Origin of the sequence: Nocardiopsis ganjiahuensis DSM 45031, from assembly GCF_000341085.1 — a bacterium.
Lineage (GTDB): Bacteria > Actinomycetota > Actinomycetes > Streptosporangiales > Streptosporangiaceae > Nocardiopsis > Nocardiopsis ganjiahuensis.
Genome location: NZ_ANBA01000003.1, coordinates 186,605 through 210,119 on the forward strand (window position 1 = coordinate 186,605; position 23,515 = coordinate 210,119).

Consider the following 23,515-nt stretch of genomic DNA (forward strand, 5'->3'; position numbering starts at 1 on the left):
GCGGGGACGGCCGTGCGGGACCAAAGGCCTTGGTGGCTCAGCCGCCGGTTGGTAGGTTCGCAGCGCCCCTGACCGAACCCGACACCGGAGGACACCGTGCCCCCCATCGTTCGCCACGCGAAGAACACGTCCCGCCTCACGGCCATGACCGCCCTGGCCGCGACGGTCGTGTTCCTCGTCCCCGGTACCGCCTTCGCCGAGATGGGCCGGGTCCGCACCGTGAGCCAGGAGATCATCGTCACCGACGAGGCCGTCTACGAGGTCGGCGAGGACGTGGAGAGCTTCGAGGCCTTCCTGGAGGAGAACCCGGAGTACGCGCCCGCGGAGGAGGACCCCGACGGGTTCGGCGCCCTGGGCTCCGACTCCCTGCCCGTCACCCACGGAACCATGACCACGACGACCACGGGCTGCAACAGCGCGACAGTCACCTACCGCAAGGTCAGCGGTACGCGGCTGACCATCAACTTCTCCATCGCCCAGGTGGGCAGCCTCACCCGCAAGGGCCCCACCACCAGCATCCAGGCGGGCCAGAGCCGCAGCTACTCGGCCGGGCTCTCCCCCATCGGCAACGTCCAGGGGCGCATGCAGGTGAAGGAGCAGAACAAGACCTTCGTGAACAGGTACATCAGCTGCCGCTAGACCACCGGCACCGGCCAGGGGGTCGGGACCCCGAACCCTCCCCCGGGTGCTGACCAGCGCCCCGATTCCGTGTGTGGGGACCGCGCGCTCCCCTTACGATCACCCTGTGAACAGACCACGACACGAAGAGTCGCCAGGGCGCCCTTCGTCCACCCCCGCTCCGGAACCGCCACACCGCGCAGGGTCCCCCACCGCCGAGCGATCGCCCGCGGCCTCGGCTCTCCTCTCACTGGTGGCGGCGGGCGCGCTCCTGCTCGCCTGCGGATCCGCACCGGCGCTCGCCCAGCGAACCGACCCCACCGTAGAGGTCGGGGCGTCGGGAGTGCGCGTCGACGACGGCGCCACCCGGGTGGACGTGAACCCGTCCGGGGCCCGGGTGGACACCCCGGGCGCGCACGTCGACGTCCGGCCCGAGTCGTACGTCCTGGTGTGCGCCAACGGTGTGCGGGTGGTCGTCCACACGGGACAGGCGCCGGAGTGCCCTCAGCCACCGCCGGGGCCGGCGCCGGAAGTACCCGCCCCGGAGGAACCGGAGCCGCCCAGGCGGGAAGTGCCTCCGGCGGCCCCCGCCGAGCCCGAACCGGTCGAACCCGCGCAGCCGGCGGTACCCGACCGCGCTCCGGCCGGGCCCGAACCGGAGGCCTCCCCGGCACCCCCGGAACCGGGGGCCTCCCCAGCGCCGCCCGCACCGGTCCCGGCCGCTTCCCAGGCGCCGCCCGAGCCCTCGGCACCGCCCCCCGTGCCGGCCGCGGAGCCCCCGGCACCCGCACAGGAGGTACTCCTGGCGGACGCCGGCGCACCCGCTCCGGCCCAGCCCTCCGGAGCGTTCACCCCGATGCGCACGATGGCTGTCGTCGCGATCATCGCCGTCGGCGCGGCCACCGGCGCGGGCCGTGCCGTGGCCGCCCTCACCGCCGAGTGAACCGGGCCCGTCCCGCCGGACACACCGGCGGGACGGGCCCGAGCCGCCCGGGAGTCGGACTACGGCAGCTCCAGCGCGACGTCCGACCGGTCGAAGTTCTCCAGGGCGTTCTCCATCTCGCCCGCGTCGTTGGCCAGGACACCGTTGTACGGGTTCCCCATGAGGAGCAGCATGACGATCGTGCCGAACACGAACACCATGTTCACCGCCGCCCAGAAGTAGGCCGTGCCGGCCCCCCGCTTGATCATGGCGAACGGCAGCACCGAGACGGCCACCGCCGACAGCACCGAAAGGACCAGCAGGGCCGGTGGGATCCGGTCCCCGGCCGCGTCGGCGCGCTGGTTGCGCGCGTCGCTGAGGTTGGTCATCTCCTGGCGGGCGGTCATGCGGTCCAGCCCGTCCCCGGTGTCGGACACCGACAGGACCCGCACCGACGCCGCCAGAGCGGCGAGGTCGTCGTCGCCGTCGGGGCTCAGCTCCCCCTTGCCCTCCATCAGCGGCCAGTCGTCCTCGATCACCGTCGCCGCGTAGGTGCGCAGGTGACTCCGCACGGCCTCGCCCTCCGCCTCCGGGAAAGCGGTGCTGCTCCAGTACAGGGACTGGGCCGCACCGGCCTCGGCGATGGCGTCGTCCTCGGCCGACTTGAAGTCCTCCCAGCCGATGACCACGGCCATCGCCGCCGCCACGAGGTACAACGACAGCACGCAGGGCGCCAGGACGACGCCCACCGCTCCGCCGGAGTGGTCGTCACTGATCCGGAAGCGCCGGGCGGCCAACACCGCCCCGCCGACCATGGCGGTCAGGACGGCGAGGATGACGAACAGCGTGAACATGTGTTTTCCCAGGTGGTCTCGGCATGAGGACGGACCATCCTTAGCACGGGACACGGCGCCGTCCCCGGGGAAAGGCGAAAGCTTCACCGGGACGTTCCCGCACCCGAACAGGCTTTTTCGCCCATGTCCTGACCTGCCCGGACACAACTCCCGGCGTTGGCAGACACAACAGAGGGGGTGCGGGCACCTCGGTGCCCGCACCCCCGCGTCGACCGGCCCCTCGCGCGGAAAGGCGGGGCCGGTCGGAGGAGTCGCTACTTCTCCAGACGGTTCAGCAGCGCGTGGTACTCGTCCCAGAGCTCGCCGGGCAGGTCGTCACCGAAGGTCTTGAAGAACTCGGGGACCAGCGCGGCCTCCTGCTTCCAGACGTCGGTGTCCACGTCGAGGACGAACTCCATGTCCTCGGCGGAGATGTCCAGGCCCTCGGTGTCGATGCCGTCGGCGGTCGGCAGGTAGCCGATCGGGGTCTCGACCGCGGCGGCGTCGCCCTCGAGGCGGTCGACGATCCACTTGATGACGCGGCTGTTCTCACCGAAGCCCGGCCACACGATCTTGCCGTCGGCGTTCTTCTTGAACCAGTTGACGTAGAAGATCTTCGGCAGCTTGGCCTCGTCGGCCTGCTTGCCGAGCTTGACCCAGTGGGCGAAGTAGTCGCCCATGTTGTAGCCGCAGAAGGGCAGCATCGCGAACGGGTCGCGGCGCAGCTCGCCGACGGAGCCCTCCTGGGCGGCGGTCTTCTCGGAGGAGACGTTGGCGCCCAGGTAGACGCCGTGCTGCCAGCTGAAGGACTCCGACACCAGCGGCACCGCGGAGGCGCGGCGGCCACCGAAGAGGATGGCGGAGATCGGCACGCCCGCCGGGTCCTCCCACTCGTCGGCGATGGTCGGGGCCTGACCGGCCGGGGTGGTGAAGCGGGAGTTCGGGTGGGCGGCGGGCTCGCCGGACCCGGGGGCCCAGGGGCGGCCCTTCCAGTCGGTGAGGTTGGCGGGAGCCTCCTCGGTGAGGCCCTCCCACCACACGTCGCCGTCCTCGGTGAGCGCGACGTTGGTGAAGATGCTGTTGCCCCACAGCGTCTCGACCGCGTTGGCGTTGGTCTCGGCGCCGGTGCCGGGAGCGACACCGAAGAAGCCGGCCTCGGGGTTGATGGCGCGCAGCCGACCCTCGGCGTCGAAGCGCATCCAGGCGATGTCGTCGCCGACGGTCTCGACCTTCCAGCCGGGGATGGTCGGCTGGAGCATCGCCAGGTTGGTCTTGCCGCAGGCGCTCGGGAAGGCGGCGGCGACGTAGTGGGACTTGCCCGCGGGCGAGGTCACCTTGAGGATCAGCATGTGCTCGGCGAGCCAGCCCTCGTCGCGGGCCATCACCGAGGCGATGCGCAGCGCGTAGCACTTCTTGCCGAGCAGGGCGTTGCCGCCGTAGCCGGAGCCGTAGGACCAGATCTCGCGGGTCTCGGGGAAGTGCGAGATGTACTTGGTGGAGTTGCACGGCCAGGCGACGTCCTGCTGGCCGGGCTCCAGGGGGGCGCCGACGGAGTGGACGGCCTTGACGAACTCGCCGCGCTCCTCGATCAGGCGCAGGGCGGCGGCGCCCATGCGGGCCATGATGCGCATGGAGACGACGACGTAGGCGGAGTCGGTGATCTCGACACCGAGCTGGGAGATGTCGCCGCCGAGCGGGCCCATGCAGAAGGGCACGACGTACATGGTGCGGCCGCGCATCGAGCCCTTGAAGACCTCGCCGAAGGTGGCGCGCATCTCGTGGGGGGCGATCCAGTTGTTGGTGGGACCGGCGTCCTCTTCGCGCTCGGAGCAGATGAAGGTGCGGTCCTCGACCCGGGCGACGTCCGTCGGGTCCGACGTGCAGTAGAAGCTGTTCGGCCGTTTCTCGGGGTTGAGGCGGGTGAAGGTGCCCTGCTCGACCAGCTGGTCGGTCAGGCGGTTCCACTCCTCCTCGGAACCGTCACACCAGACGACCTCGTCCGGCTGGGTGAGTTCCGCGACCTCGCGAACCCACGAGATGAGCTCCTCGTTCTTGGTCGGGGCGGCGCCCACGTCAGTACCCACGTCAGCAGTCACAACGGCTCCTCATCGAATTACGAGATCCCTCGAATCATGAACGACGAGGCCCAGGCCTGACCAATTGGTCTAGGCCAATGGTCTATACGCGTGGGGTCGAGAAGCCCGATTCCGCTGCACAGCAAGGGATTCAGGTGGTCCACAGACGTGCAGGAACGCGCCCGGCGGGGTGGCGTTCCGCTCCTGCCCGGAGCCGCTTTCCCCTGCACCGCGGGCAAGTGCCCCACCAGCCCCGACACACGGTGCTGTTCGTCACACAACAGTCACGGGGTGCCGGGGGCGGCGGATTAGACCTCTGTCGGACTCCGGGGCGACGCCCTGCGGCTTCGCCCAGCGGCCCCGACCACTGTCTCGGCGCTCGAACAGCCGCTCCACCAGCTCGGCGGGCATCACGGCGACCCGGTCGGGGCGGTCGGCGGCGGGAGTCAGCGGAGTATCGCGACCGGGCCGCGGGCGCCGTGCAGGACCGAGTGGCTCACCGAGCCCAGCAGCAGGCCGCGGAAGCCGCCGCGGCCGCGGGAGCCCACCACGATGAGATCGGCGGGGGTGGCCTCCTCCAGGAGCGCGACCACAGGATGCGCGCGTACCACCCGCGTGTGCACCCGGACGTCGGGGCGCAGCAGGCGCAGGTCGGTGAGCTCCTCGTCCAGGGCGTGGCGGGCGGCCTCGGCCGCGGTGGCGTCGTCGAACAGCTCCGGCGGGATCGGGCCGGTCGCCGCCGCGAAGGCCACCAGGGGCTGCCAGGCGCTCACCGCGACCAGGTCGGTGTCGGCGAACTCCGCCTGCGAGAAGGCGAACTCCAGGGCGCGGCGGCTGGGCTCGGATCCGTCCACCCCCACGATCACCCTGCTGCGGACCCCGTGCGCGGACGCGTGGTCCTTGGGCAGCACGATCACCGGCACCGGGGCGCGGGCGGCCAGCTCGATGCCCACGGACCCGACGAAGGCGGCGGCGATCCCGCTCAGCCCGCGTGAACCCACCACCACGGCCACCGCGCCGGGGTCGGCCGCCTCGGTGAGCAGCGCCTCCGCCGGGCGGCTGAAGGACAGGCGGGTCCGCACGGAGAGTTCGGGGAACAGCCGGGCCGTCCAGTCCCGGGCGTGGTCGAGCAGCCGTTGGGCGCCCGCCCCCGGCCCGTCGTCGGAGCGTTCCTCCGCGCCGCCCCAGATCCCGAAGCTCTCCGTGGCCAGCGGACTCGCCGCGGCGACGATGCTGACCCCGAGGCCGCGCAGCGAGGCCTGGTGGGCGGACCACTCCAGGGCGTGCCTGCTGGAGTCGGTGCCGTCCACCCCCACGATCACCCAACGCGTCGTGGCTGCGCCGTTCATCACGTGCGCCCTTCCGTAGGTCGTCGATACCCGCGCGGTTCCCGGACCTACCGGCCGGTGTCCCGTGGTGTTCCACGATGATGCCGCGTGAACACACACCCGTGGATAACAGTGCCGCCGCGAGTTGGCTGACGTAGGGTCCCAGAACAGCCGGAGCCCCGGAACGATCGGTAGTCTCGGAACACTCGGTGTCCTGGTGAAGACGGAACGGGCGGACGTGTCGGTGCGTCCGAGAGACATAGAAGAGTCATCGGCGGAGACTGGGGGCGCGATGCCTTACTCGAACAGCGCGACACTGCACTGGGACCACCGGGACGGCCGGGTGGCCGCGGTGGTCGCCGCTCTGGTCTACAGCATGTGGACCCTGGAAGTCATCCTGCCGGGCGGCACGGCCGCCACCGGGGCCCTCGCCGATCCCGAGTCCGTTCTCGGCCGCGTCCTGGACAGCGCGCACCGGACCGCCGCGATCCTGGTGGTCCTCGCCGCCGGGCTGGGGCTGGGCCTGGGGGCCAGGCGCCCCCGGCGCTGGCTGACCGTCTCCTGGTGGTCGATGGCCGTGTTCGGGGCGGCCTCGCTCACCGCCTCCCTGCTCCCCGGCCGGTGCGTGGTGTCCACGGACGCGGCGTGCACGGTGGAGTCGATGGTGGAGGGGGTCCAGGGCGCGACGGTCGCGCAGCCGGTCCTGGCGGTGGTCGCCGTCCTGTCCGCGCTGCTGGCCGCGGCCGCGCTCACCGTGGACAGCCGACTGGCCGGGGGTCGCGCCTGGCCGCTGCTGGCGGCGGTCACGGTGGCCCAGGCGGTGGCCGCGGTGGTCGTCCTGGTGCTGGCCGCGCTGACCTACGCCGCCTCCGGTGACGGTTCGCCCGGGGTCGCCCTCGGTCTGGCCGAACGCGCCCACCTGATCACCGTGGCCCTGTGGCTGCTGGCCGTGGGGGTCGTGCCCGGCCACTGGAAGCGCCGTCTGTCCCCCCGGCACACGCCGAACACCTCCAGCTGATCCACGCCCTCCGGGCCCCGACCCACCGGTCGGGGCCCGCGGCCGTGGCACACGCGGTTCCGGGGTCCGGGGCTCAGGGGTTCGGGGCTGTGGCACGCCGGGGTTCGGTGCCCCGGTCCCGGGTCCGGCTCTCACGCCGACCGGCGCGTCCGGTCCCCGAGGACCAGTTCGCGCCACTCGGTGTAGGCCTCCAGCGCCGCGCGGGTGCCGGGGGCGTCCGGTCCCAGGGTCTGCGCACACGTGCGGTACAGGTCGCCCAGCTCGGCCAGGGCGGTGGCCTCGTCCGAGCGCAGGGTGATGAGCAGGGCCCGGAACATGACGGTCAGCCCGTGGGTGGACCCCAGCGCCCGGCGGAACTCCTCGAAGAGTGCGCTGAGGTGCCGCCGCCCGTCCTTTCCCAGGTCGCCCTCGGTGGCCAGGCGCAGGCGGACCAGCAGGACGTTGGGGTGGGTGGGGCCCAGAACAGGCGTCCAGCGCTCGCACAGCTCCCGGTACAGACCGATCGCCGCGCTGTCGCCCCGCGCCTCCAGGACGTGCGCGCGGGCGAACAGGGTCGTGTGGTGGTCGTCCCCGTAGCGCTCGCTCAGTTCGGGCAGCAGGGCCTCGGCCTCGGTGACCGCCCCCTCCAGGTCTCCGACGGTGACCCGGGTGGCGGCGAGCAGGAAGCGCGCCGTCACGGTGCTCTCGTGCCCGGCGCCCAGAACCCGTTCCAGGTCCTCGATCCTCTCCTCGATCCCGGCCTTGGCGGTGTCGGTCTCGCCCAGCAGAAACATCAGCCGGGCGTGGTCGGCCCGGGCCAGCAGGGTGAGGCGGTGGTCCACGGGCAGGTGGCGCTCCAGGTCGGGAAGCAGTTCCTCGTAGTCCCGTTCGGCGGCCAGCAGGTCACCGGCCCCGATCCGGTGGCGGGCGAGCAGGCGCCGGGTGTTGAGGACCTCGCGGTGGTGCGGGGGTCGGCTCAGCTCCCGGGCGGCGAGCAGTTCGGCGCAGGCCCGGACGGCCCCCGCCTCGTCCCCCGCCTCCGAGCACCACCGCACCAGCTGGACCCGGGCGGCCAGGGTGTCGGGGTGGTCGGGGCCGTGGACCCGGGCCCGGGCGGCGACCTGGTCGGCGCAGGCCCGGGCGGCCCCGGTCGGATCGCCCGCCTGGGCGTGCCAGCGGATCAGCTCGGTCCTGGTCTCCAGGACGTCCTCGTGGTTGGGGCCGAGCGCGCGGCGCTGCCGGGTGAGGAGTTCGGTGTAGGCCTCGACGGCCCGCCCGACCCGGTCGGTCTTCCCGGTCCACCAGGAGAACCGCTCGTAGGCGGCCAGGGCGCCCGGGTTGTCGGCGCCCCTCGCCTGAGCGGTCGTCTCCGCCAGGCGTTCGTAGCTGTCCGCGGCCAGGTCGGTGAGGTCGCACTCCCCCCAGAGCCGGGCGGTCTCCGCCTGCAGGGCGAGCATGTGCGGGTGCAGCGGGCCGACGCTGTCCGACAGTTGGCCGGCCGCCCCGCTCAGGGCGATCGCCGCCCCGGCCGGGTCGCCCTGCCGCTCCTGGCGGAGCGCCGTGTGCACCCGCAGGGTCAGGGCGTCGTGGTGGTCGGCCCCGAAGCGTCCGACGGCCTCCTCGTACAGCTCGCCCGCGTCCTCGGCCGGCCCGCCGTCGAGCACCTCCCGCACCCGCCGGTCGAACCCGGGGTCCCCGGTCCCCGTCGGGTCCCTCAGATCGTCGAGGACGACTCCCCTCATGCTGCTCCCCCATCGCCCGTGTCCGTCCACACCAGGTCCGACGGGGAAAGTCGCCCCGGGGTTGCACGAAGATCGGCCGCATCCGGTCCGAACCGCGGGTTCACACCTTCGGGCCCACGCTGCACGAGGTCCGGGAGAGGGGGCGGGACGCCGTCGACGGGGTCCTCGGCACCCCGATCGACAGCGTCACCGTCCCACTCCGCGTGCGGGACCCGGAGCCCGGGTTCAGGTGAGTTCGGCGGGCAGCGGGCGGGTGTGGACCACGTGCAGCGAACTCACCGCTCGGGTGAGGACCACGTAGAGGCGGTTCATGCCCCTCTCCTCGGCCTCCACGATGGCGGCGGGTTCGGCGACCACCACCGCGTCGAACTCCAGACCCTTGGCGATGCTCGCCGGCACCGCCACCAGGCGGGCGCTGTCCATGCCGGTCTCACCCAGCAGCGGCGCCTCCACCCCTTCGGCGGCCAGGGCCCCGCGCAGGGCGGGCAGCTCGTGGTCGGCGGCGATCAGCCCCACCGAGCCCTCGCCCTTCAGCGCCGTCCGGCAGGCCTCGGCCAGGGCCGGGGCGATCCGTTCGGCCGCCGGGACCAGCTGGAGCGCGCCCGGGGAGCGGCGGACCGCCACCGGCGCACCCAGACCGGGGGCGATCGCGGGCAGCAGGCGGGCGGCGAAGTCGATGATCTGCGCGGGCACCCGGTAACCCCGGTCCAGGGCGTGCAGGTGGCCGGTGGGCTTGCCCAGGTGCTCCAACAGCGTCGACCAGTTGCGGGCCGCCGACGGGCTCGTGCCCTGGGCGATGTCGCCGAGCACCGTGAGCGAACCCGATCCGGCTCGGCGGCCGATCGCCCGGCACTGCATCGGGCTCAGGTCCTGGGCCTCGTCCACGACCACGTGCCCCAGCCCGGAGGGGCGTTCGATCAGCGCCGTGGCCTCGTCCACCAGGGCCAGGTCCTCCTCCGACCACTTCGCCGACTTGGGGCCGCGCGGCCTGCCCGGCAGCAGCACCGCCTGCTGCTCCTCGGGGGTGAGCAGCCCCTCGGCGGCGCGGGCCAGGCGCTCGGGGTCGGTGAGCAGGCCGAGCACCAGTTTGAGCGGCTCGACCTTGGGCCACAGGGCGGTGACGGCGGCGCGCACCGCCGGGTCCCGGCGGACCTGGGTGTGGGTGCGGTCGTCGCAGACCTGCCCCTCGGCCTCCATGAGGCTCAGGACCGCGTGCGCCATGCGGTGCGACAGGAGTTCGCGGCCGGACCCGTAGGCGACACCGCGCTCGGCGAGTTCGTCGAGGAGGGGGCGCACGTCCTCCGGGTACAGGCGCCAGCGGCGCGAGCCCTGGCGGACCATCACGGTCTCCTCGGGGGCGCGCAGGTGCGCCCACAGGTCCCGGCGGAGGACCTCGGCCATGACGGCGGAGCCCTTGGTCCGGGCCGCCTCGGGGTTCTCCGTGCGGCGGACCCACCCCTGGGCGGGGCGCATGCGCTCGGGCAGGTCGCGGGTGAGGAGTTCGTTGACGGTGGTCTGGTGGACGTCGACCTCACCCAGGGCAGGCAGCACGTCCTGGATGTAGGAGAGGAAGGACCGGTTGGGACCGATGATCGCCACACCCGAACGCGAGAGGCGTTCGCGTTCGCTGTAGAGCAGGAAGGCGATGCGGTGCAGGCCGACGGCGGTCTTGCCGGTGCCGGGCGCGCCCTGGACGCACAGGGTGGTCTCCAGCGGGGCGCGGACCAGCGCGTCCTGTTCGGGCTGGATGGTGGCGACGATGTCCCGCATCGGCCCGGTGCGGGGGCGTTCGATCTCCGCGTCGAGGAGCGCGCTGCCGAGGGAGGCCTCCGGGGCGTTCTCCCCGAGCATCAGGTCCTCGTCCTCGAAGGCGGTGAGGACGGACTCGGGCTCCCCGTCGGGGCCGGCGACGGTACCGAACCCGTAGCGGCGGCGGACCCGGACCTTCATGCGTTCGCTGGGCGAGGCCTGGTAGTAGGCGACGCTGATCGGCGCCCGCCAGTCCAGGACCACGGGTTTTCCCCGGCCGTCGTGGACGTGGCGGCGGCCGATGTTGATGCGGTCGGGCTCGTCGGCGGTCCGGTCGGCCGGGTCGTGTTCCCCGTCGGCGGAGTCGTCGTCATCGTCCAGGAAGACGGTGCCGGGGTCGAAGTCCAGGCGCCCGAAGTACAGGGGCGCGCCGGGGATGTCGGCCAGGGCGGCCAGGCGGCGTTCGCGGCCGCGGCGCAGGGCGGCGTCGGTGACCTTGTCCTTGGCGGCGTCACCGAAGAGCAGTTCGGTGGCGTCGACCTCCTCGCGCATCCGGCGCAGGGCGGCGCGGGCCTCGCGCAGGGCTTCGCGTTCGGCGAGGAGTTCGGGATCGGCGGGCACGGCTGTGGGATCGAGCGTGGTCATGGGAGGACCTCGGGGTCGGCGGGACAAGGAGCGGCTTCACTCGTGCGCGCGGTCCCGCCCCGGTCGCCTCGAGGGCCCGGTTCGTTCCGATCCATGAGCGCGCACCACGCCCCTGGGGGGCGGTGATGCCGAACCTGCGAGCTTACCCGAACCGGGGCTGTTGTTCAGGGTTCTGCGGAGACCGGCCGGGAGAACGGGAACGGGGACCGAGGCGTGCGCCCGCCGAGCCCCCTCCCCGGGCTCGGCGGGCGCACGGCCGGGCCCGCTCAGGTCTTGCGGAGCCGCACCCTGCTGACCCGGTGGTCGTCGCCCTTGAACAGCACCAGGGTGGCGCGCCCGCGGGTGGGCCTGATGTTCTCCACCAGGTTGACCTCGTTGATGGTGCGCCAGGTGTTGGCGGCGAAGTCCAGGGCCTCGTGCTCCTCGATGGTCGTGGCCATGTGGTGGAAGTAGGAGCGGGGGTCGGAGAACGCGGTGCGGCGCAGTTCGCGGAACCGGTCGAGGTACCAGTTGCGGACGTTGTCGACCCTGGCGTCGACGTAGATGGAGTAGTCGAAGAAGTCGGCGACGGCCAGGCGTCCGGCGGTCGCGGGCTGGAGGACGTTGATGCCCTCCACGATGAGGATGTCCGGGCGGTGCACGGTCTGGCGTTCGCCGGGCACCACGTCGTAGTGGAGGTGGGAGTAGACGGGGATGTCGAGGCGCTCGGCCCCGGCCTTCATCTCCGACACGAACCGGACCAGCGCCCGGCGGTCGTAGCTCTCCGGGAAGCCCTTGCGGCGCATGAGGCCGCGGGACTGGAGCACGGAGTTCGGGTACAGGAAGTTGTCGGTGCTGACGAGCTCGACGTCCGGGTGGTTGGGCCACTGGGCGAGGAGGGAGCGCAGCAGACGGGCCGTGGTGGACTTGCCCACGGCGACGCTGCCCGCCACGCCGATGATGAACGGCGAGGGGCGGTCGGACTCTCCGAGGAAGGCACGCACAGCGGCGTGGCGCTGCTGGGTGGCGCCCACGTAGAGGTTGAGCAGCCGCGACAGGGGCAGGTAGATGTCGCGCACCTCCTCGAGGGAGGTGGGGTCGTTGGTACCCCGAAGGTCGCTGAGGTCGGCCTCGGTGAGGGACAGGGGCGTGGAGGCCCGGAGCGCGGCCCAGGCCGCACGGTCCAGTTCCACATAGGGCGAGGAGAAGCCGTTCTTCGTCGCGTGAGACACGGTTGACCACACTAGACGAGGCACTCCCCCACTCCGGGCAGGCGGTCCCTCCCTTGGCCGACCTGGAACGGGAACGTGCTCGAAAGCACACGTTCACCTCGCCGACACGAAAGGTTTTTTGACCGGGTTCGGACGGGTGCGAACCGGTTCCACTCGGGACCCGACACACCCCTCCCACCTGCGTGGTCTACCTCGGATACACCAAATGGTCTATACCGTTACCTGCGAAAACGACCAGTGGTATGGGCCACTGGTTGGTCGATTCGGGGCGGCTTTTCGCCTACGCTGGCGGCCATGTGCGGAATCGTTGGCTACGTCGGGCCGCAACCGGCGCTTGAGGTTGTCGTTGACGGCCTCGCAAGGTTGGAGTACCGCGGATATGACTCCGCGGGTGTCGCAGTGCTGGGTGAGGGAACCCTGCGCTCCGAGAAGCGGGCGGGAAAGCTCGCCAACCTGCGCCAGGCCCTGGAAGAGCACCCCATCTCCGGTGAGGGCGCCGGAATCGGTCACACCCGTTGGGCCACGCACGGTGCGCCCAACGACGTGAACGCCCACCCCCACGTCGACAACGACAACCGGGTCGCGGTCGTTCACAACGGCATCATCGAGAACTTCGCCTCCCTCCGCCTGGAGCTGGAGGAGCAGGGCTGCAAGTTCCTGTCCGAGACCGACACCGAGGTCGCCTCCCACCTGCTCAACAAGGAGCTGGAGCGACGCGGGGACGGTGACCTCGCCGGAGCGATGCGCTCCGTGTGCAAGCGCCTGGAGGGCGCCTTCACGCTGGTCGCGATCTCTCCCGACGACCCCGAGCTGGTCGTCGCGGCCCGCCGCAACTCCCCGCTGGTCGTCGGCCGCGGCGAGGGCGAGAACTTCCTGGCCAGCGACGTGGCGGCGTTCATCGCCCACACCCGTGAGGCGGTCGAGCTCGGCCAGGACCAGGTCGTGGAGCTGCGCGCCGACTCCGTGCTCGTCACCGACTACGAGGGCAACCCCGTGGACGTGCGCGAGTACCACGTCGACTGGGACGCCTCCGCGGCGGAGAAGGACGGCTTCGACTACTTCATGCTCAAGGAGATCGTCGAGCAGCCCAAGGCTGTCGCCGACACCCTCCTGGGCCGGGTCTCGGTCGAGGGCCAGCTCACCCTGGACGAGATGCGCCTGACCCCCGCCGAGCTGCGGTCGGTCGAGAAGATCGTCATCATCGCGTGCGGCACGTCCTACCACGCGGGCCTGATCGCCAAGTACGCGATCGAGCACTGGTGCCGGATCCCCTGCGAGGTGGAGGTCGCCAGCGAGTTCCGCTACCGCGACCCGATCCTGGACCAGCAGACCCTGGTCATCGCGATCTCGCAGTCCGGCGAGAGCATGGACACCCTGATGGCGGTCCGCTACGCCCGCGAGCAGCGCGCCCGTGTGCTGGCGATCTGCAACGTCAACGGGTCCACCATCCCGCGCGAGTCCGACGGCGTGCTGTACACGCACGCCGGACCGGAGGTCGGGGTGGCCGCCACCAAGACCTTCCTCACCCAGCTGGCCGCCTGCTACCTGATCGGCCTGTACCTGGCCCAGGTGCGCGGGATGAAGTTCGGCGACGAGATCAACGCCGTCATCGCGCAGCTGGCCACCATGCCGGAGCAGATCGAGAAGGTCCTGGAGACGGTCGAGCCGGTCCGGGAGCTGGCCCGCTCCCTGGCCGACGCCGACACCGTGCTGTTCCTCGGCCGCCACGTGGGTTACCCGGTGGCGATGGAGGGCGCGCTCAAGCTCAAGGAACTGGCGTACATGCACGCCGAGGCGTTCGCCGCCGGTGAGCTCAAGCACGGCCCGATCGCGCTGATCGAGGAGGGCCTGCCGGTGGTCGTCGTGGTGCCCTCGCCCAAGGGGCGCAGCGTGCTGCACGACAAGATCGTGTCGAACATCCAGGAGGTGCGCGCCCGCGGCGCCCGCACCATCGTGATCGCCGAGGAGGGCGACGAGTCGGTGCGCCCGTACTCGGACGTGCTCATCGAGATCCCGGCGGTGCCGACCCTGCTGCAGCCGATCGTCTCGACGATCCCCATGCAGGTGTTCGCCTGCGAGCTCGCCCTGGCCAAGGGCAACGACGTGGACCAGCCCCGCAACCTCGCCAAGAGCGTGACCGTGGAGTAGGTCGGGACACGTTCCCTCGGTGGACGGGGCGCGCGGCACGGGGTGGGACCCCGGGCGGCGCGCCCCGTTCTCGTTCGCGGGACGCGTCCGCCGGCGGTGGTCAGGGGTCGACGGGACAGCCGGTGCACGGGCAGCGGTCGGCGGTCGGCGGTGTCAGTGCACCGCGTGACCCGCGTGGCTGGCACAGGCGGCCGCGGCGTCGTCGTGGGTGGGCAGCACCCCGTGCAGGTCCAGCACGTCCAGGATGCGGCGCAGCTGCCGGGGCGGGCTCGCGAGCAGGAGGTGGCGCTGGGATCCGGAGGCGATCCGGAGCGCCCCGACCAGTGCGTTGACCCCCGAGGCGTCGATGAACTCCACCGCGGAGAGGTCGACGACCGTGCAGTTCTCGACCACGGCCGAGGCGAGGCCGGCGAACACGCTCTCCGCCGTGGCGATGTCGATCTCGCCTTCCAGACGCACGACGGTCATTCCGTCGCACCGGAAGTGCTCCTGGTCCGGGTCCAGTACGGCCACGCCTTACTCCCGTGTTCGGGGTCGGTGGGGACACTCTGCCGCCGTCGGTCAAATACCGACATGCTTCGACAGCCTACTCGCATCGGCAGGCTCCACCACTGTCCCGAAGTCCGGGCACCGTCCGTTCTCCGCGGGGGCGGGACCCCTAGAACGGCTCAGAACCGCATACGGCCCATACGACCTTTCCGTGTCCGTCCACAGAATTCCAGCCCCATTCCCGGCTGAACGCCGCGATCAGCCCGAGCCCGCGGCCGGACTCGGCGAAATGGTGCGCGTCGACCTGGACCGGGCCCTGCGGGCTGGGGTCGGAGACCATGCAGACCACGGCTCCGTCGGCGGGAAGCGGCTTCAGCTGCAGGGTGACCCTGGTGTGCTCGGGGCGTCCGCCCGTGACCGCGTGCCGGCACGCGTTCCCGACCAGTTCCGAGATGACGAGCCGAAGGTTCTCCGCCGGTTCGGACATACCCCAGGCCGACAGGCTCGCGACGCCGAACTCCCGCGCCGCCCGGACCGATCCCGGAACCGCCCCGTAGGAGGCGGCCGCGACACCCGGGGCGCGTGCGCTCTCTCCCACGGCCAGTCGACCGAGCGACGGCTCCCACCAACCATGCGGCGTTCCTTGGGACGACCGCACCCGGGAGAGGGGGTCCCAGGATGCCCCGGCCTCAAGCTCCGAAGGCATCAGCTCTGCGTTCATCACGGTCCTCACGGGTGATGTCGGTTCGCGCATCCGACTTCCGCCGTGCCCTGTCCCTCGTACGTGTTCCTTACATACGCAAGCCACAGATGCACGTGCAGATCAACTTTCGGCAAGACTATAGGACCTCGTCCCCCTTTTGGTAGGCCCCCTCGCGAAGAATTCACCCCGACCACAGGAGATTCCTGCCGGCACACTTCACCAGGTCTCGAATCGGCTCGCCCCCCTGTCGGGGAACAACGACATCGGTATACTGAGCGGTCGCTCCCGCCAATACCACTCCCAGGGAGGCGAAGTGGTAGCCGACCCAATGCCGAACCACCAGGTCACACAGGATTTTCTGGCCAATTCCAGCGGTGGTCCCACCGTGCTGCGCATTCTGCTCGGCACCCAGCTGCGGCGCTTGCGCCAGGAGAAGGGCATTTCCCGCGAGGACGCCGGTTACGCGATCCGCGCTTCCCACGCCAAGATCAGCCGAATGGAGCTCGGTCAGGTCAGTTTCAAACACCGGGACGTCGACGACCTGCTGAAACTGTACGGAGTCGAGGAGACGGAGCAGCGCGAGGCGCTGGTCGGGATGATCTCCAGCGCCAACGCCCAGGGCTGGTGGCACAAGTACGGCAACGTGCTGCCGCAGTGGTTCGGCGTCTACGTGGGCCTCGAGGAGGCCGCGTCGGTGATCAGGACCTTCGAGGTGCAGTTCGTACCCGGACTGCTCCAGACCGAGGGGTACGCCCGCTCCGTCATCAAGCTCTCACGGACGACCACCTCCGAGGAGGACGTGACCAGTCGTGTGAACATGCGCATGCATCGGCAACGGCGTTTCACCGCTCCCGAGGGTGAGCCGCCGCGCCTGTGGGCGGTCATCGACGAGGCGGTCCTGCACCGCCCCTACGGCGACGCCGAGGTGATGCGCGAACAGATCGAACACCTCCTCGAGATGTCCCGCCGACCCAACATCACCATCCAGATCGCCACGTTCGCCATGGGCGGCCACCCGGCCGCAGGAGGCCCCTTCAGCATCCTGAGGTTCCCCACGCCCCAGCTGCCCGATGTGGTCTACCTGGAGCAGCTGAGCAGCGCGCTGTACTTCGACAAGTACGACGACACCAGCCGCTACGCGCAGACCATGGACCACCTGGCCACCCAGGCGCCGCTCCCGAGCTCCACCCCGGAGATCCTCGAGCGCTTCCTCGACTTCCACGGAGCCTGACCGGCGGGACCGCGCTCCCGCCCCCGAAGCGTTCCCCTGATCCCCCGCCGTCCGGGCGGTTCCGGTCCACGGACCGGAGCCACCCGGACCCGCACCCCCGGTGACCCCCCGAGTGCCCTGGGTGCCCGCGGGGCCGCTCCCATGGCCGCCTTCGGCCACGACTGGGAAACAATCCTGGGACGCCGAACCTTCGGAGCTTGCGGCGCGTTAGGTCTGACATGCGGTTCCACCATCGCCCTGGACCGGGCCGACGCTCGGGTGCTTGCTGATGCAATCACGGATGCACGTGCATGGACTACGCTCTGGACTCGCACGGGGACGAACGGACCACCTCGGAAACGACCTCTCCGCTCTGGGACAAGGCGGTCGGTCAGGGTGGTCCGGCCCGACGAGCACGGCGCACTGGAGCCGCTTGTGGACAGCCCCGCTCACGAGTCCCCGAAGTTCCAGGAGGTTGAGGATGCACCCGATCTACAACGGCGTCCCCGCGGACCGGTTGCAGGTCGCATGGACCAAGAGCAGTTGGAGCAACCCGGACGGGAACTGCGTGGAGGTGGCCACTCTTCCGGGTGGTGACATCGCCGTCCGCAACTCCCGCGACCCGCAGGGGCCCGCACTGGTCTACACACCGGCGGAGATCAGGGCCTTCGTCCGCGGTGCCAAGACCGGCGAGTTCGACGCCCTCCTGGACTGACCCGACACGTGGGCGGCCCCCACGACCCGTCCGTTTCCCCGCCCCGACGATCCTTCCGAATCCCCCCTCCCCCGGGTACCCCTTCCCCCACTGGCGGACCAACCCGGGAAACGTGTCCGCGCCGTCGGCCCTGCGGTCGACCCCCGTCCCGCGGCGGCCTGTTTCCGTCCACGGCGCGGACACGAGCGGAGCCCGGCACCCACCAGGTGCCGGGCTCCGCCGGTTCTCCACCGTTCCCGCCGCTCCTACAGCACGGGAGGCTGTCAGAGCCGGGTGGGGTCGACCAGGCCGTTGGCGCCGACCGGGGCCTGCTCCCACGGGAAGTGGGTGGCACCGAGGGCGGGCTTGAGGTCGAACAGCCAGGCGGCCTTCTCGTCGTACTTGGCGAAGAAGGGCTTTCCGACCAGCTCCGGGTCGCGCGCCTGGATGAAGTGCAGGACGAAGACCTTCTCTCCCAAGATCTCCGTCACACCGTCCACGCACACCTTGCCCGGGGTCGCCGACATCGACGGGCCGCGCACGGTCCGGGCCAGGCCCGAGACCTTCTGGTAGGCACCGCGGAAGATGTCGTAGGCCTCGGCCAGCGGCACCGCGAAGTAGTCCTGCGGGCCGGTGTCACGCTCGACGAACATGTAGTAGGGCACCATGCCGTGGCGCAGGTGCGTCCGCCACATGTCCTCCCACGTGGCCGAGTCGTCGTTGATCGTGCGGATCAGCGGGGCCTGGGTGCGGATGACCGCCCCCGTGGCGCGGATCCGGCGCACGGCCTCCTGCACGAGCTCGGGCTTCATCTCGTTCGGGTGCGAGAAGTGGGCCATGAACGCGAGGTTCTTGCCCGAGGCCACGACCTTCTCGAACAGGCGGAGCGTGTCGTCCGCGTCCGGGTCGGTGGTGAAGCGCTGCGGCCAGTAGGCCAGCGCCTTGGTCCCGATCCGGATCGCCTCGAGGTGCTCGATCTCCAGCAGCGGCTCGATGTAGCGGGAGATGACCCCCTCGCCCATGATCATCGGGTCCCCGCCGGTGAACAGGACGCTGGTGACCTCGGGGTGCGAGCGCACGTACTCGACCATCTGGTCGATCTCACCGGACGCGAACTTCAGGTCGGCGTCGCCGACGAACTGCGCCCAGCGGAAGCAGTAGGTGCAGTACGCGTGGCACGTCTGCCCCTGCTTCGGGAAGAAGAGCACCGTCTCCTTGTACTTGTGCTGGATCCCCGGGATGGGCTCCTCGTTGCCCGTGGTGGGCACGTTGAGGTCCATCTGGCCGGCCGGGTGCGGGTTGAGCTTGGCCCGGACCTGGTTGGCGGCCTCGTTCAGCTCCTTGCGACCGGCGCCCGAGCTGATCAGGTCGGCGATCCTGGAGACGTCGTCCTGGGGCAGCATGTCCGCCTGCGGGAAGACCAGGCGGTAGATCGGATCGTCGGGAGCGGCATCCCAGTCGATCAGCTCGTCGACGACGTAGCTGTTGACCCGGAACGGCAGCACATTGGCGACCGCCTTGACCGCGAGCTGTTCATCAGCCGCGAGACCGGCTCGCGCCGTGAGCTCGTCGAGGTGTTTCGTCGTGTAGGCACGAAACCGACGTCCGGCGGACGGGGACTGTGCCACGTCAGGCGTAACGCTCACGCCTCTCCTCTCCTGCGATTGAACAGGGGCCCTTCCTCAGGAAGGAGGGCAGCCCTGAACCGGTGGTTCCGGCATACGGGTACCGGAGGTCCACCGTGGGATGAAAATTCGGTTATCAGCTGTGCTCGGAGCGTTTCCCGCGACCGAGCCAGCGAGCGGATATACCCCGACTAGGGGATTTGTACCCACTCTGCGCAATATCCAGCCCTGACCTGGACATACTGGAAGTATCCTCGCACGGGTACACGAACGCGCCGCCCGTAGGCAGAGCACGGGCGACCCGATAGCGTGTCACCACACCACCCCGGACAGCCCCTCAGGGCGTGTTCACCCGTGCCGCGAAACCGTGTCGTCAGCCCATGCAGGGCAGCGCGAACGGCACACCCTACCCGCCCACCGGCACCACCTGATCGTGTGAGGAAGCTGTGACTGGCACACCCGACGCGCAGACCCCGGTACCGCGGACGTCACCGCCGATCATCGCGGTGGACGCCATGGGCGGTGACAACGCGCCCCGGGAGATCGTACGCGGCGCCGTCCTGGCCGTCCGCGAACTGGGCCTCCGGGTCCTGCTCGTGGGGCGGCGGACCGAGATCGCCGCCATCCTCGCCGAGGAGGGGGCCCTGCGCGACATCCCGGTGGTGCACGCCGAGGACAACATCGCGATGCACGAGGGGGCCCTCGCCAGCTGGCGCAGGCCCCGCTCCAGTGCGGCCGTGGCCTGTCGGCTGATCCGCCGGGGCGACGCCGACGCCCTCGTGTCCGCTGGCTCCACCGGCGGGATCGTGGCGACCTCCACGGTGCGGTTGCGCACACAGCCGGGCGTGCTGCGCCCGGCGCTGGCAGTGACCCTTCCCACGGGCCAGGTGCCCACGATCATGGTGGACGCCGGGGCCAACGCCGACGCCAAGCCGGAGATGCTGGTCCAGTTCGCGCACCTGGGCTGCGCCTACGCCCAGACCGCCTTCGGGGTCGAGCGGCCCCGGGTGGGCGTGCTCAACATCGGTTCGGAGCCGGGCAAGGGCAACAAGCTCATCCGCAGGGCCGGCGAGATGCTCGCCGCCGCCGCGGAGGGCTCCGAGACCATGGACTTCCGCGGCAACATCGAGGGCCACGACCTGCTCCACGGGAAGGTTGACGTGGTGGTCACCGACGGCCACAGCGGCAACGTGGCGCTCAAGACCATCGAGGGGACCGCGGCCTTCACCATGAACGCCCTCAAGGAGGCGCTCACCTCGTCCACCATGGCCAAGGCCGGGGCGGTGCTCCAGCGCGGAGCCCTGCGGAAGCTGCGCGAGCGCTTCGACAGCGAGACCTACGGCGGCGCGGCCCTGCTGGGCCTCAACGGCACCGTGGTCATCGCGCACGGCGACAGCCACCCCGAGGGCGTCGCGCACGCCTGCCGCCTCGCCCACAACCTCGCGGGCGGCCGGATAGGCGACCAGATCCGCCGCCGGGTCCCCCACCGCTCCCCGAACTGGCTCCACCGGCGCTCCGAGGAGCGCTGACCCGCGGGCGTCGCGGTCCCCGCACGCCGGCCCCGGCAGGGCCGTCCATGTCCGTGGACGGCGCGGCCGGGGCCTGGCCGCCGTTGCGTGCCGGCAGGTCCCACCGTCGCGGGCGTCGCGCGGTCAGCCGTCGGCGAGGCGGGCCAACAGGCCCGCCAGCAGGGCCACCTGGTGCGGGGTACGGCCGACGTCCACGTGCTCGTCGCGCGAGTGCGGTCCGGCCCCGGCCGCCCCCAGGCCGTCGAGGACCGGGCGCCCCAGCGCCGCCACCAGGTTGGCGTCGCTCGCACCGCCCACCGAGATCTGTCCCAGCTCCTCCCCCAGCTCCAGGGCCACCTCACGGGCCGGCCCGAACGCGTGTTCCGTGGCCGGACCGGGATTCATCGGCGGACGGTTCCACTCCCCGGTCACCTCCACCTTCACGCGGGTGTCCGACGGGATCAGCGCCGCCAGCCCCTCGTCCACCCGCGTGCTCTCGGCCGGGTCCTGGATACGCACGTCCACCTGGCACGCGGCCGATCCCGCCACGACGTTCCGAGTGGTCCCGCCCTCGATCACACCCACGTTCACCGTGGTCCCCCGTTCCGGAGCGGCCAGCGCCACGATCCTCGGCACCAGCTCCGCCAGGGCGTGGACCGCGCTCGCCCCGCTCTCGGGGTCCAGACCGGCGTGCGACTCGACCCCGGTGACCGTCACGTCGAAGAGCCCCATGCCCTTGCGTCCGGTCTTCACCATCCCCTCGCGGCTGGGCTCCAGCACGAGGGTGACGTCGGCCGCCCGCCCCGCCCTCTCGATGTGCGGGCGCGAGGCCGGGCTGCCGATCTCCTCGTCCCCGTTGAACAGGAACCGGATCGAGGGCAGCCGCGCACCCTGCTCGCGCAGGGACCTGATCGCCCACACCCCCTGCACGATGCCGGCCTTCATGTCGAAGCATCCCGGCCCGCTGAACCGCTCCCCCTCGACCGTCACCGGCCACTCCAGGATCGTTCCGCGCGGCCACACCGTGTCGTAGTGGCACAGCAGCAGCACCTCGCCGTCACCGTCGCCGGGGTAGAGCACCTCCAGGACGTCTCCGTAGGCCCCGCCGTCGCGGCGGACCCTCTCCGAGGGCGCTCCGAGCCGCTGGTCGAGCCACACCTCGATGTCGTCCAGCCCGGCGTCCAGCAGCTCCTTGTCGTTGCTGGGCGTCTCCGTCTCCACCAGGCGGCGCAGGTCCGCCAGGAGGTCGGGCAGGTTGCTCCGGGCGGCTTCGGCCAGGGCGGGCAGGTCCGTGTCGTTCACGTGGTCGCCTTTCGGGTCCTCGTCGTTCAGGGGCGGGGAAGAGGGGTGGGCAGAGGAGAAGGGGAAGGAAGCGGGGGCGGGCCGGGGCGGCCCGTCAGCGGACCGGCGCACCGGGGCCGAGCGGGATACCCAGACCCCACCAGATCAGCAGGATGACGGTCCAGCCCACGAGCATGGCCACCGCCATCGGCAGCGTCATCGACAACAGTGTGCCGATGCCCGCGTCGCGCCGGTACCGCTGGAGGAAGCCCAGCGCCATCGCGAAGTAGGGGCTCATCGGACTGATGACGTTGGTGGGGGAGTCGGCGACACGGAAGGCGGCCTGTGTCGTCTCGGGCGGGATGTCCAGCAGCATGAACATCGGCACGAACACCGGTGCCACCAGTGCCCACTGCGCCGAACCGCTGGTGATCATGATGTTCATCAGAGTGCACACGAGCACCATCCCGACCAGCAGCGCCGGGGTCGGCACGCCCGTGGAGTCCAGCAGCTCCGCACCGCGGACCGCGGCCACCTCCCCCAGCCCGCTCCAGCGGAAGTAGGCCAGGAACTGCGCGGCGGCGAAGAACAGCACGAGGACCGGAGCCAGCTCACGCACACCCGTGGCCATGGCCTCGGGAATGTCCCGGGCCCGGGCCAGGGAACCGGTGGTCCGGCCGAAGACCGCGCCGAGCACCAGGAACAGCAGTCCCATGACGAAGGCGATCCCGGTGACGATCGGTGAACTGAGCACCCCGCCGTCCTCGCCGCGCATCGGCGACCCGGACGGGACCAGCACGGCCGCGATCACCACCACGACGGCGATCAGAACCCACAGCGTCCGCAGCAGGCCCCGGCGCTCCAGCGGGGTGAGCCGCATTTCGCCCAGGTCCTCGTCGACGCCGTCACCGTCCACCTCCATACGAGCGGTGATCCGGACCAGGACGAACTCGGTGACCGCGGTCATGATCAGCGCCAGGAGGAGGGCGCTGACGGCGGTGAAGAAGTAGTTGGCGAGCGGTGTGACCACGTACCCGGGATCGATGATGTGGGCCGCGCTCGTGGTGAGCCCGGCGAACAGGGCGTCCCCCGGGGTCAGCACGACCGAGGCGTTGTAGCCGGCGGAGATCGACCCGAACGCCACGACGAGGCCGAGGATCGGGCTGCGCCCGGCCGCCTTGAAGATCATGGCGCCCAGGGGGACCAGCACCACGTACGCGGCGTCGGAGGCCACACTCGCGCTCACGCCGACCAGGGCGAGGGCGAAGGTCAGGAGTTGGGGCGGCACGCGGGTGACGCTTCCGCGCAGCAGGGCGTTGAGCAGGCCCGCGCGCTCGGCGACGGCGACACCGAGCATCACCACCACGATGAGCGCCATGGGCGGGAACTCGGCGAAGTTGGTGATGGCGTCGCCGATCATCATCCGCAGGCCTTCGGCGGTCAGCAGGCTTCTGACCTGGATGCGCTCCCCGTCCACCGGCGAGATCGCGTAGGCGCCCACCGCGTTGAGGACCGCGCTGAGCGCCACGACCAGCGCGGCCATGAAGACGAACAGCCAGAACGGATGGGGGAGCTTGTTGCCCGCCCGCTCGATGAACTGGAGGCACCGCATGAGCACGGCCATACCGCGACCGGTGCTGCGGACTTCGGCAGAGGTCACCGTCGGCTCCTTGGGGGTGGAGAGGAGAGAGGTGGGACGTGCTGTGCGTCACACCCTGACTGTCAGGCAAGAGTCCA

General features: G+C 71.1%; 18 protein-coding genes. 7 read left to right on the plus strand and 11 right to left on the minus strand.

Features of this window, described 5'->3' with window-relative positions:
- Nucleotides 1–96: 96 nt before the first annotated feature.
- Both D458_RS0104665 and D458_RS34725 read left to right on the plus strand, forming a co-directional pair.
- Nucleotides 97–639, plus strand: a complete 543-nt coding sequence (locus tag D458_RS0104665) for a hypothetical protein (protein WP_026118994.1) — start codon at nt 97–99, stop codon at nt 637–639.
- Between the two features lie 232 nt (nt 640–871).
- Nucleotides 872–1,561: a hypothetical protein gene (locus D458_RS34725; RefSeq protein ID WP_051049581.1), complete on the plus strand. Its 690-nt coding sequence runs from the start codon at nt 872–874 to the stop codon at nt 1,559–1,561.
- 59 nt (nt 1,562–1,620) lie between these two features.
- Here D458_RS34725 and D458_RS0104675 read toward each other — a convergent pair whose 3' ends face one another.
- The 3 genes from D458_RS0104675 to D458_RS0104685 form a co-directional block, all read right to left on the minus strand.
- Nucleotides 1,621–2,394: a bestrophin-like domain gene (locus tag D458_RS0104675; protein WP_017585565.1), complete on the minus strand. Its 774-nt coding sequence runs from the start codon at nt 2,392–2,394 to the stop codon at nt 1,621–1,623.
- A gap of 254 nt (nt 2,395–2,648) precedes the next feature.
- Complete coding sequence (locus D458_RS0104680) at nt 2,649–4,457, minus strand: phosphoenolpyruvate carboxykinase (GTP) (RefSeq protein ID WP_026118995.1); 1,809 nt, start codon at nt 4,455–4,457, stop codon at nt 2,649–2,651.
- A gap of 437 nt (nt 4,458–4,894) precedes the next feature.
- Nucleotides 4,895–5,797, minus strand: coding sequence for a universal stress protein (locus D458_RS0104685; RefSeq protein ID WP_017585567.1), 903 nt, complete (start codon nt 5,795–5,797; stop codon nt 4,895–4,897).
- Between the two features lie 271 nt (nt 5,798–6,068).
- Here D458_RS0104685 and D458_RS0104690 point away from each other — a divergent pair, with 271 nt between their 5' ends.
- On the plus strand, nt 6,069–6,794 hold the full coding sequence (locus tag D458_RS0104690) for a hypothetical protein (RefSeq protein WP_017585568.1): 726 nt from the start codon (nt 6,069–6,071) through the stop codon (nt 6,792–6,794).
- A 131-nt stretch (nt 6,795–6,925) separates the two neighbouring features.
- Here the strand turns inward: D458_RS0104690 and D458_RS0104695 are convergent, their stop codons facing one another.
- The 3 genes from D458_RS0104695 to coaA all read right to left on the minus strand — a co-directional run bounded on the left by D458_RS0104695 (nt 6,926) and on the right by coaA (nt 12,081).
- Nucleotides 6,926–8,515, minus strand: coding sequence for a tetratricopeptide repeat protein (locus D458_RS0104695; protein WP_017585569.1), 1,590 nt, complete (start codon nt 8,513–8,515; stop codon nt 6,926–6,928).
- A 225-nt stretch (nt 8,516–8,740) separates the two neighbouring features.
- Nucleotides 8,741–10,909 (minus strand): HelD family protein, encoded by a 2,169-nt coding sequence (locus D458_RS0104700; RefSeq protein ID WP_017585570.1) that lies wholly within the window; start codon nt 10,907–10,909, stop codon nt 8,741–8,743.
- Nucleotides 10,910–11,175: 266 nt separating this feature from the next.
- Nucleotides 11,176–12,081, minus strand: coding sequence for a type I pantothenate kinase (gene coaA / locus D458_RS0104705; protein ID WP_017585571.1), 906 nt, complete (start codon nt 12,079–12,081; stop codon nt 11,176–11,178).
- 333 nt (nt 12,082–12,414) lie between these two features.
- Between coaA and glmS the strand changes: the two genes are divergently transcribed.
- Complete coding sequence (gene glmS, locus D458_RS0104710; RefSeq protein WP_083936235.1) at nt 12,415–14,268, plus strand: glutamine--fructose-6-phosphate transaminase (isomerizing); 1,854 nt, start codon at nt 12,415–12,417, stop codon at nt 14,266–14,268.
- A gap of 153 nt (nt 14,269–14,421) precedes the next feature.
- On the opposite strand, the gene D458_RS0104715 is transcribed toward glmS, so the two are convergent.
- Both D458_RS0104715 and D458_RS0104720 read right to left on the minus strand, forming a co-directional pair.
- Nucleotides 14,422–14,781, minus strand: a complete 360-nt coding sequence (locus tag D458_RS0104715; protein ID WP_017585573.1) for an STAS domain-containing protein — start codon at nt 14,779–14,781, stop codon at nt 14,422–14,424.
- 145 nt (nt 14,782–14,926) lie between these two features.
- The gene (locus D458_RS0104720; protein ID WP_017585574.1) at nt 14,927–15,355 is read right to left on the minus strand and encodes an ATP-binding protein; all 429 of its coding nucleotides are present in this window, start codon (nt 15,353–15,355) and stop codon (nt 14,927–14,929) included.
- Between the two features lie 433 nt (nt 15,356–15,788).
- Here D458_RS0104720 and D458_RS0104725 point away from each other — a divergent pair, with 433 nt between their 5' ends.
- Nucleotides 15,789–16,691: a helix-turn-helix domain-containing protein gene (locus D458_RS0104725; protein ID WP_017585575.1), complete on the plus strand. Its 903-nt coding sequence runs from the start codon at nt 15,789–15,791 to the stop codon at nt 16,689–16,691.
- A 460-nt stretch (nt 16,692–17,151) separates the two neighbouring features.
- Nucleotides 17,152–17,385 carry a DUF397 domain-containing protein gene (locus D458_RS0104730; RefSeq protein WP_017585576.1) on the plus strand — a complete coding sequence of 78 codons (234 nt, stop codon included), beginning with the start codon at nt 17,152–17,154 and terminating at the stop codon, nt 17,383–17,385.
- A 263-nt stretch (nt 17,386–17,648) separates the two neighbouring features.
- Here the strand turns inward: D458_RS0104730 and D458_RS0104735 are convergent, their stop codons facing one another.
- Nucleotides 17,649–18,992 (minus strand): KamA family radical SAM protein, encoded by a 1,344-nt coding sequence (locus D458_RS0104735; protein ID WP_026118999.1) that lies wholly within the window; start codon nt 18,990–18,992, stop codon nt 17,649–17,651.
- 443 nt (nt 18,993–19,435) lie between these two features.
- On the opposite strand from D458_RS0104735, the gene plsX reads away from it, so the two are divergent.
- On the plus strand, nt 19,436–20,518 hold the full coding sequence (gene plsX / locus D458_RS0104740; protein ID WP_017585578.1) for a phosphate acyltransferase PlsX: 1,083 nt from the start codon (nt 19,436–19,438) through the stop codon (nt 20,516–20,518).
- A gap of 123 nt (nt 20,519–20,641) precedes the next feature.
- Here the strand turns inward: plsX and D458_RS0104745 are convergent, their stop codons facing one another.
- Together D458_RS0104745 and D458_RS0104750 are read right to left on the minus strand one after the other, a co-directional pair.
- A complete protein-coding gene (locus D458_RS0104745; RefSeq protein ID WP_017585579.1) occupies nt 20,642–21,799 on the minus strand; it encodes a M20 family metallopeptidase in 1,158 nt (385 codons plus the stop codon).
- 94 nt (nt 21,800–21,893) lie between these two features.
- Nucleotides 21,894–23,402 carry an AbgT family transporter gene (locus D458_RS0104750; RefSeq protein WP_051049588.1) on the minus strand — a complete coding sequence of 503 codons (1,509 nt, stop codon included), beginning with the start codon at nt 23,400–23,402 and terminating at the stop codon, nt 21,894–21,896.
- Nucleotides 23,403–23,515: the final 113 nt, after the last annotated feature.

What these genes read in the sequence shown, in the direction of transcription:
- D458_RS0104690 (WP_017585568.1), top strand. Translation starts at nt 6,069, where the DNA reads ATGCCTTACTCGAACAGCGCGACACTGCACTGGGACCACCGGGACGGC.
- D458_RS0104675 (WP_017585565.1), bottom strand. Translation starts at nt 2,394, where the DNA reads ATGTTCACGCTGTTCGTCATCCTCGCCGTCCTGACCGCCATGGTCGGC.
- D458_RS0104730 (WP_017585576.1), top strand. Translation starts at nt 17,152, where the DNA reads ATGCACCCGATCTACAACGGCGTCCCCGCGGACCGGTTGCAGGTCGCA.
- D458_RS0104750 (WP_051049588.1), bottom strand. Translation starts at nt 23,402, where the DNA reads ATGGCCGTGCTCATGCGGTGCCTCCAGTTCATCGAGCGGGCGGGCAAC.
- glmS (WP_083936235.1), top strand. Translation starts at nt 12,415, where the DNA reads ATGTGCGGAATCGTTGGCTACGTCGGGCCGCAACCGGCGCTTGAGGTT.
- D458_RS0104700 (WP_017585570.1), bottom strand. Translation starts at nt 10,909, where the DNA reads ATGACCACGCTCGATCCCACAGCCGTGCCCGCCGATCCCGAACTCCTC.
- D458_RS0104725 (WP_017585575.1), top strand. Translation starts at nt 15,789, where the DNA reads ATGCCGAACCACCAGGTCACACAGGATTTTCTGGCCAATTCCAGCGGT.
- D458_RS0104695 (WP_017585569.1), bottom strand. Translation starts at nt 8,515, where the DNA reads ATGAGGGGAGTCGTCCTCGACGATCTGAGGGACCCGACGGGGACCGGG.
- D458_RS0104685 (WP_017585567.1), bottom strand. Translation starts at nt 5,797, where the DNA reads ATGAACGGCGCAGCCACGACGCGTTGGGTGATCGTGGGGGTGGACGGC.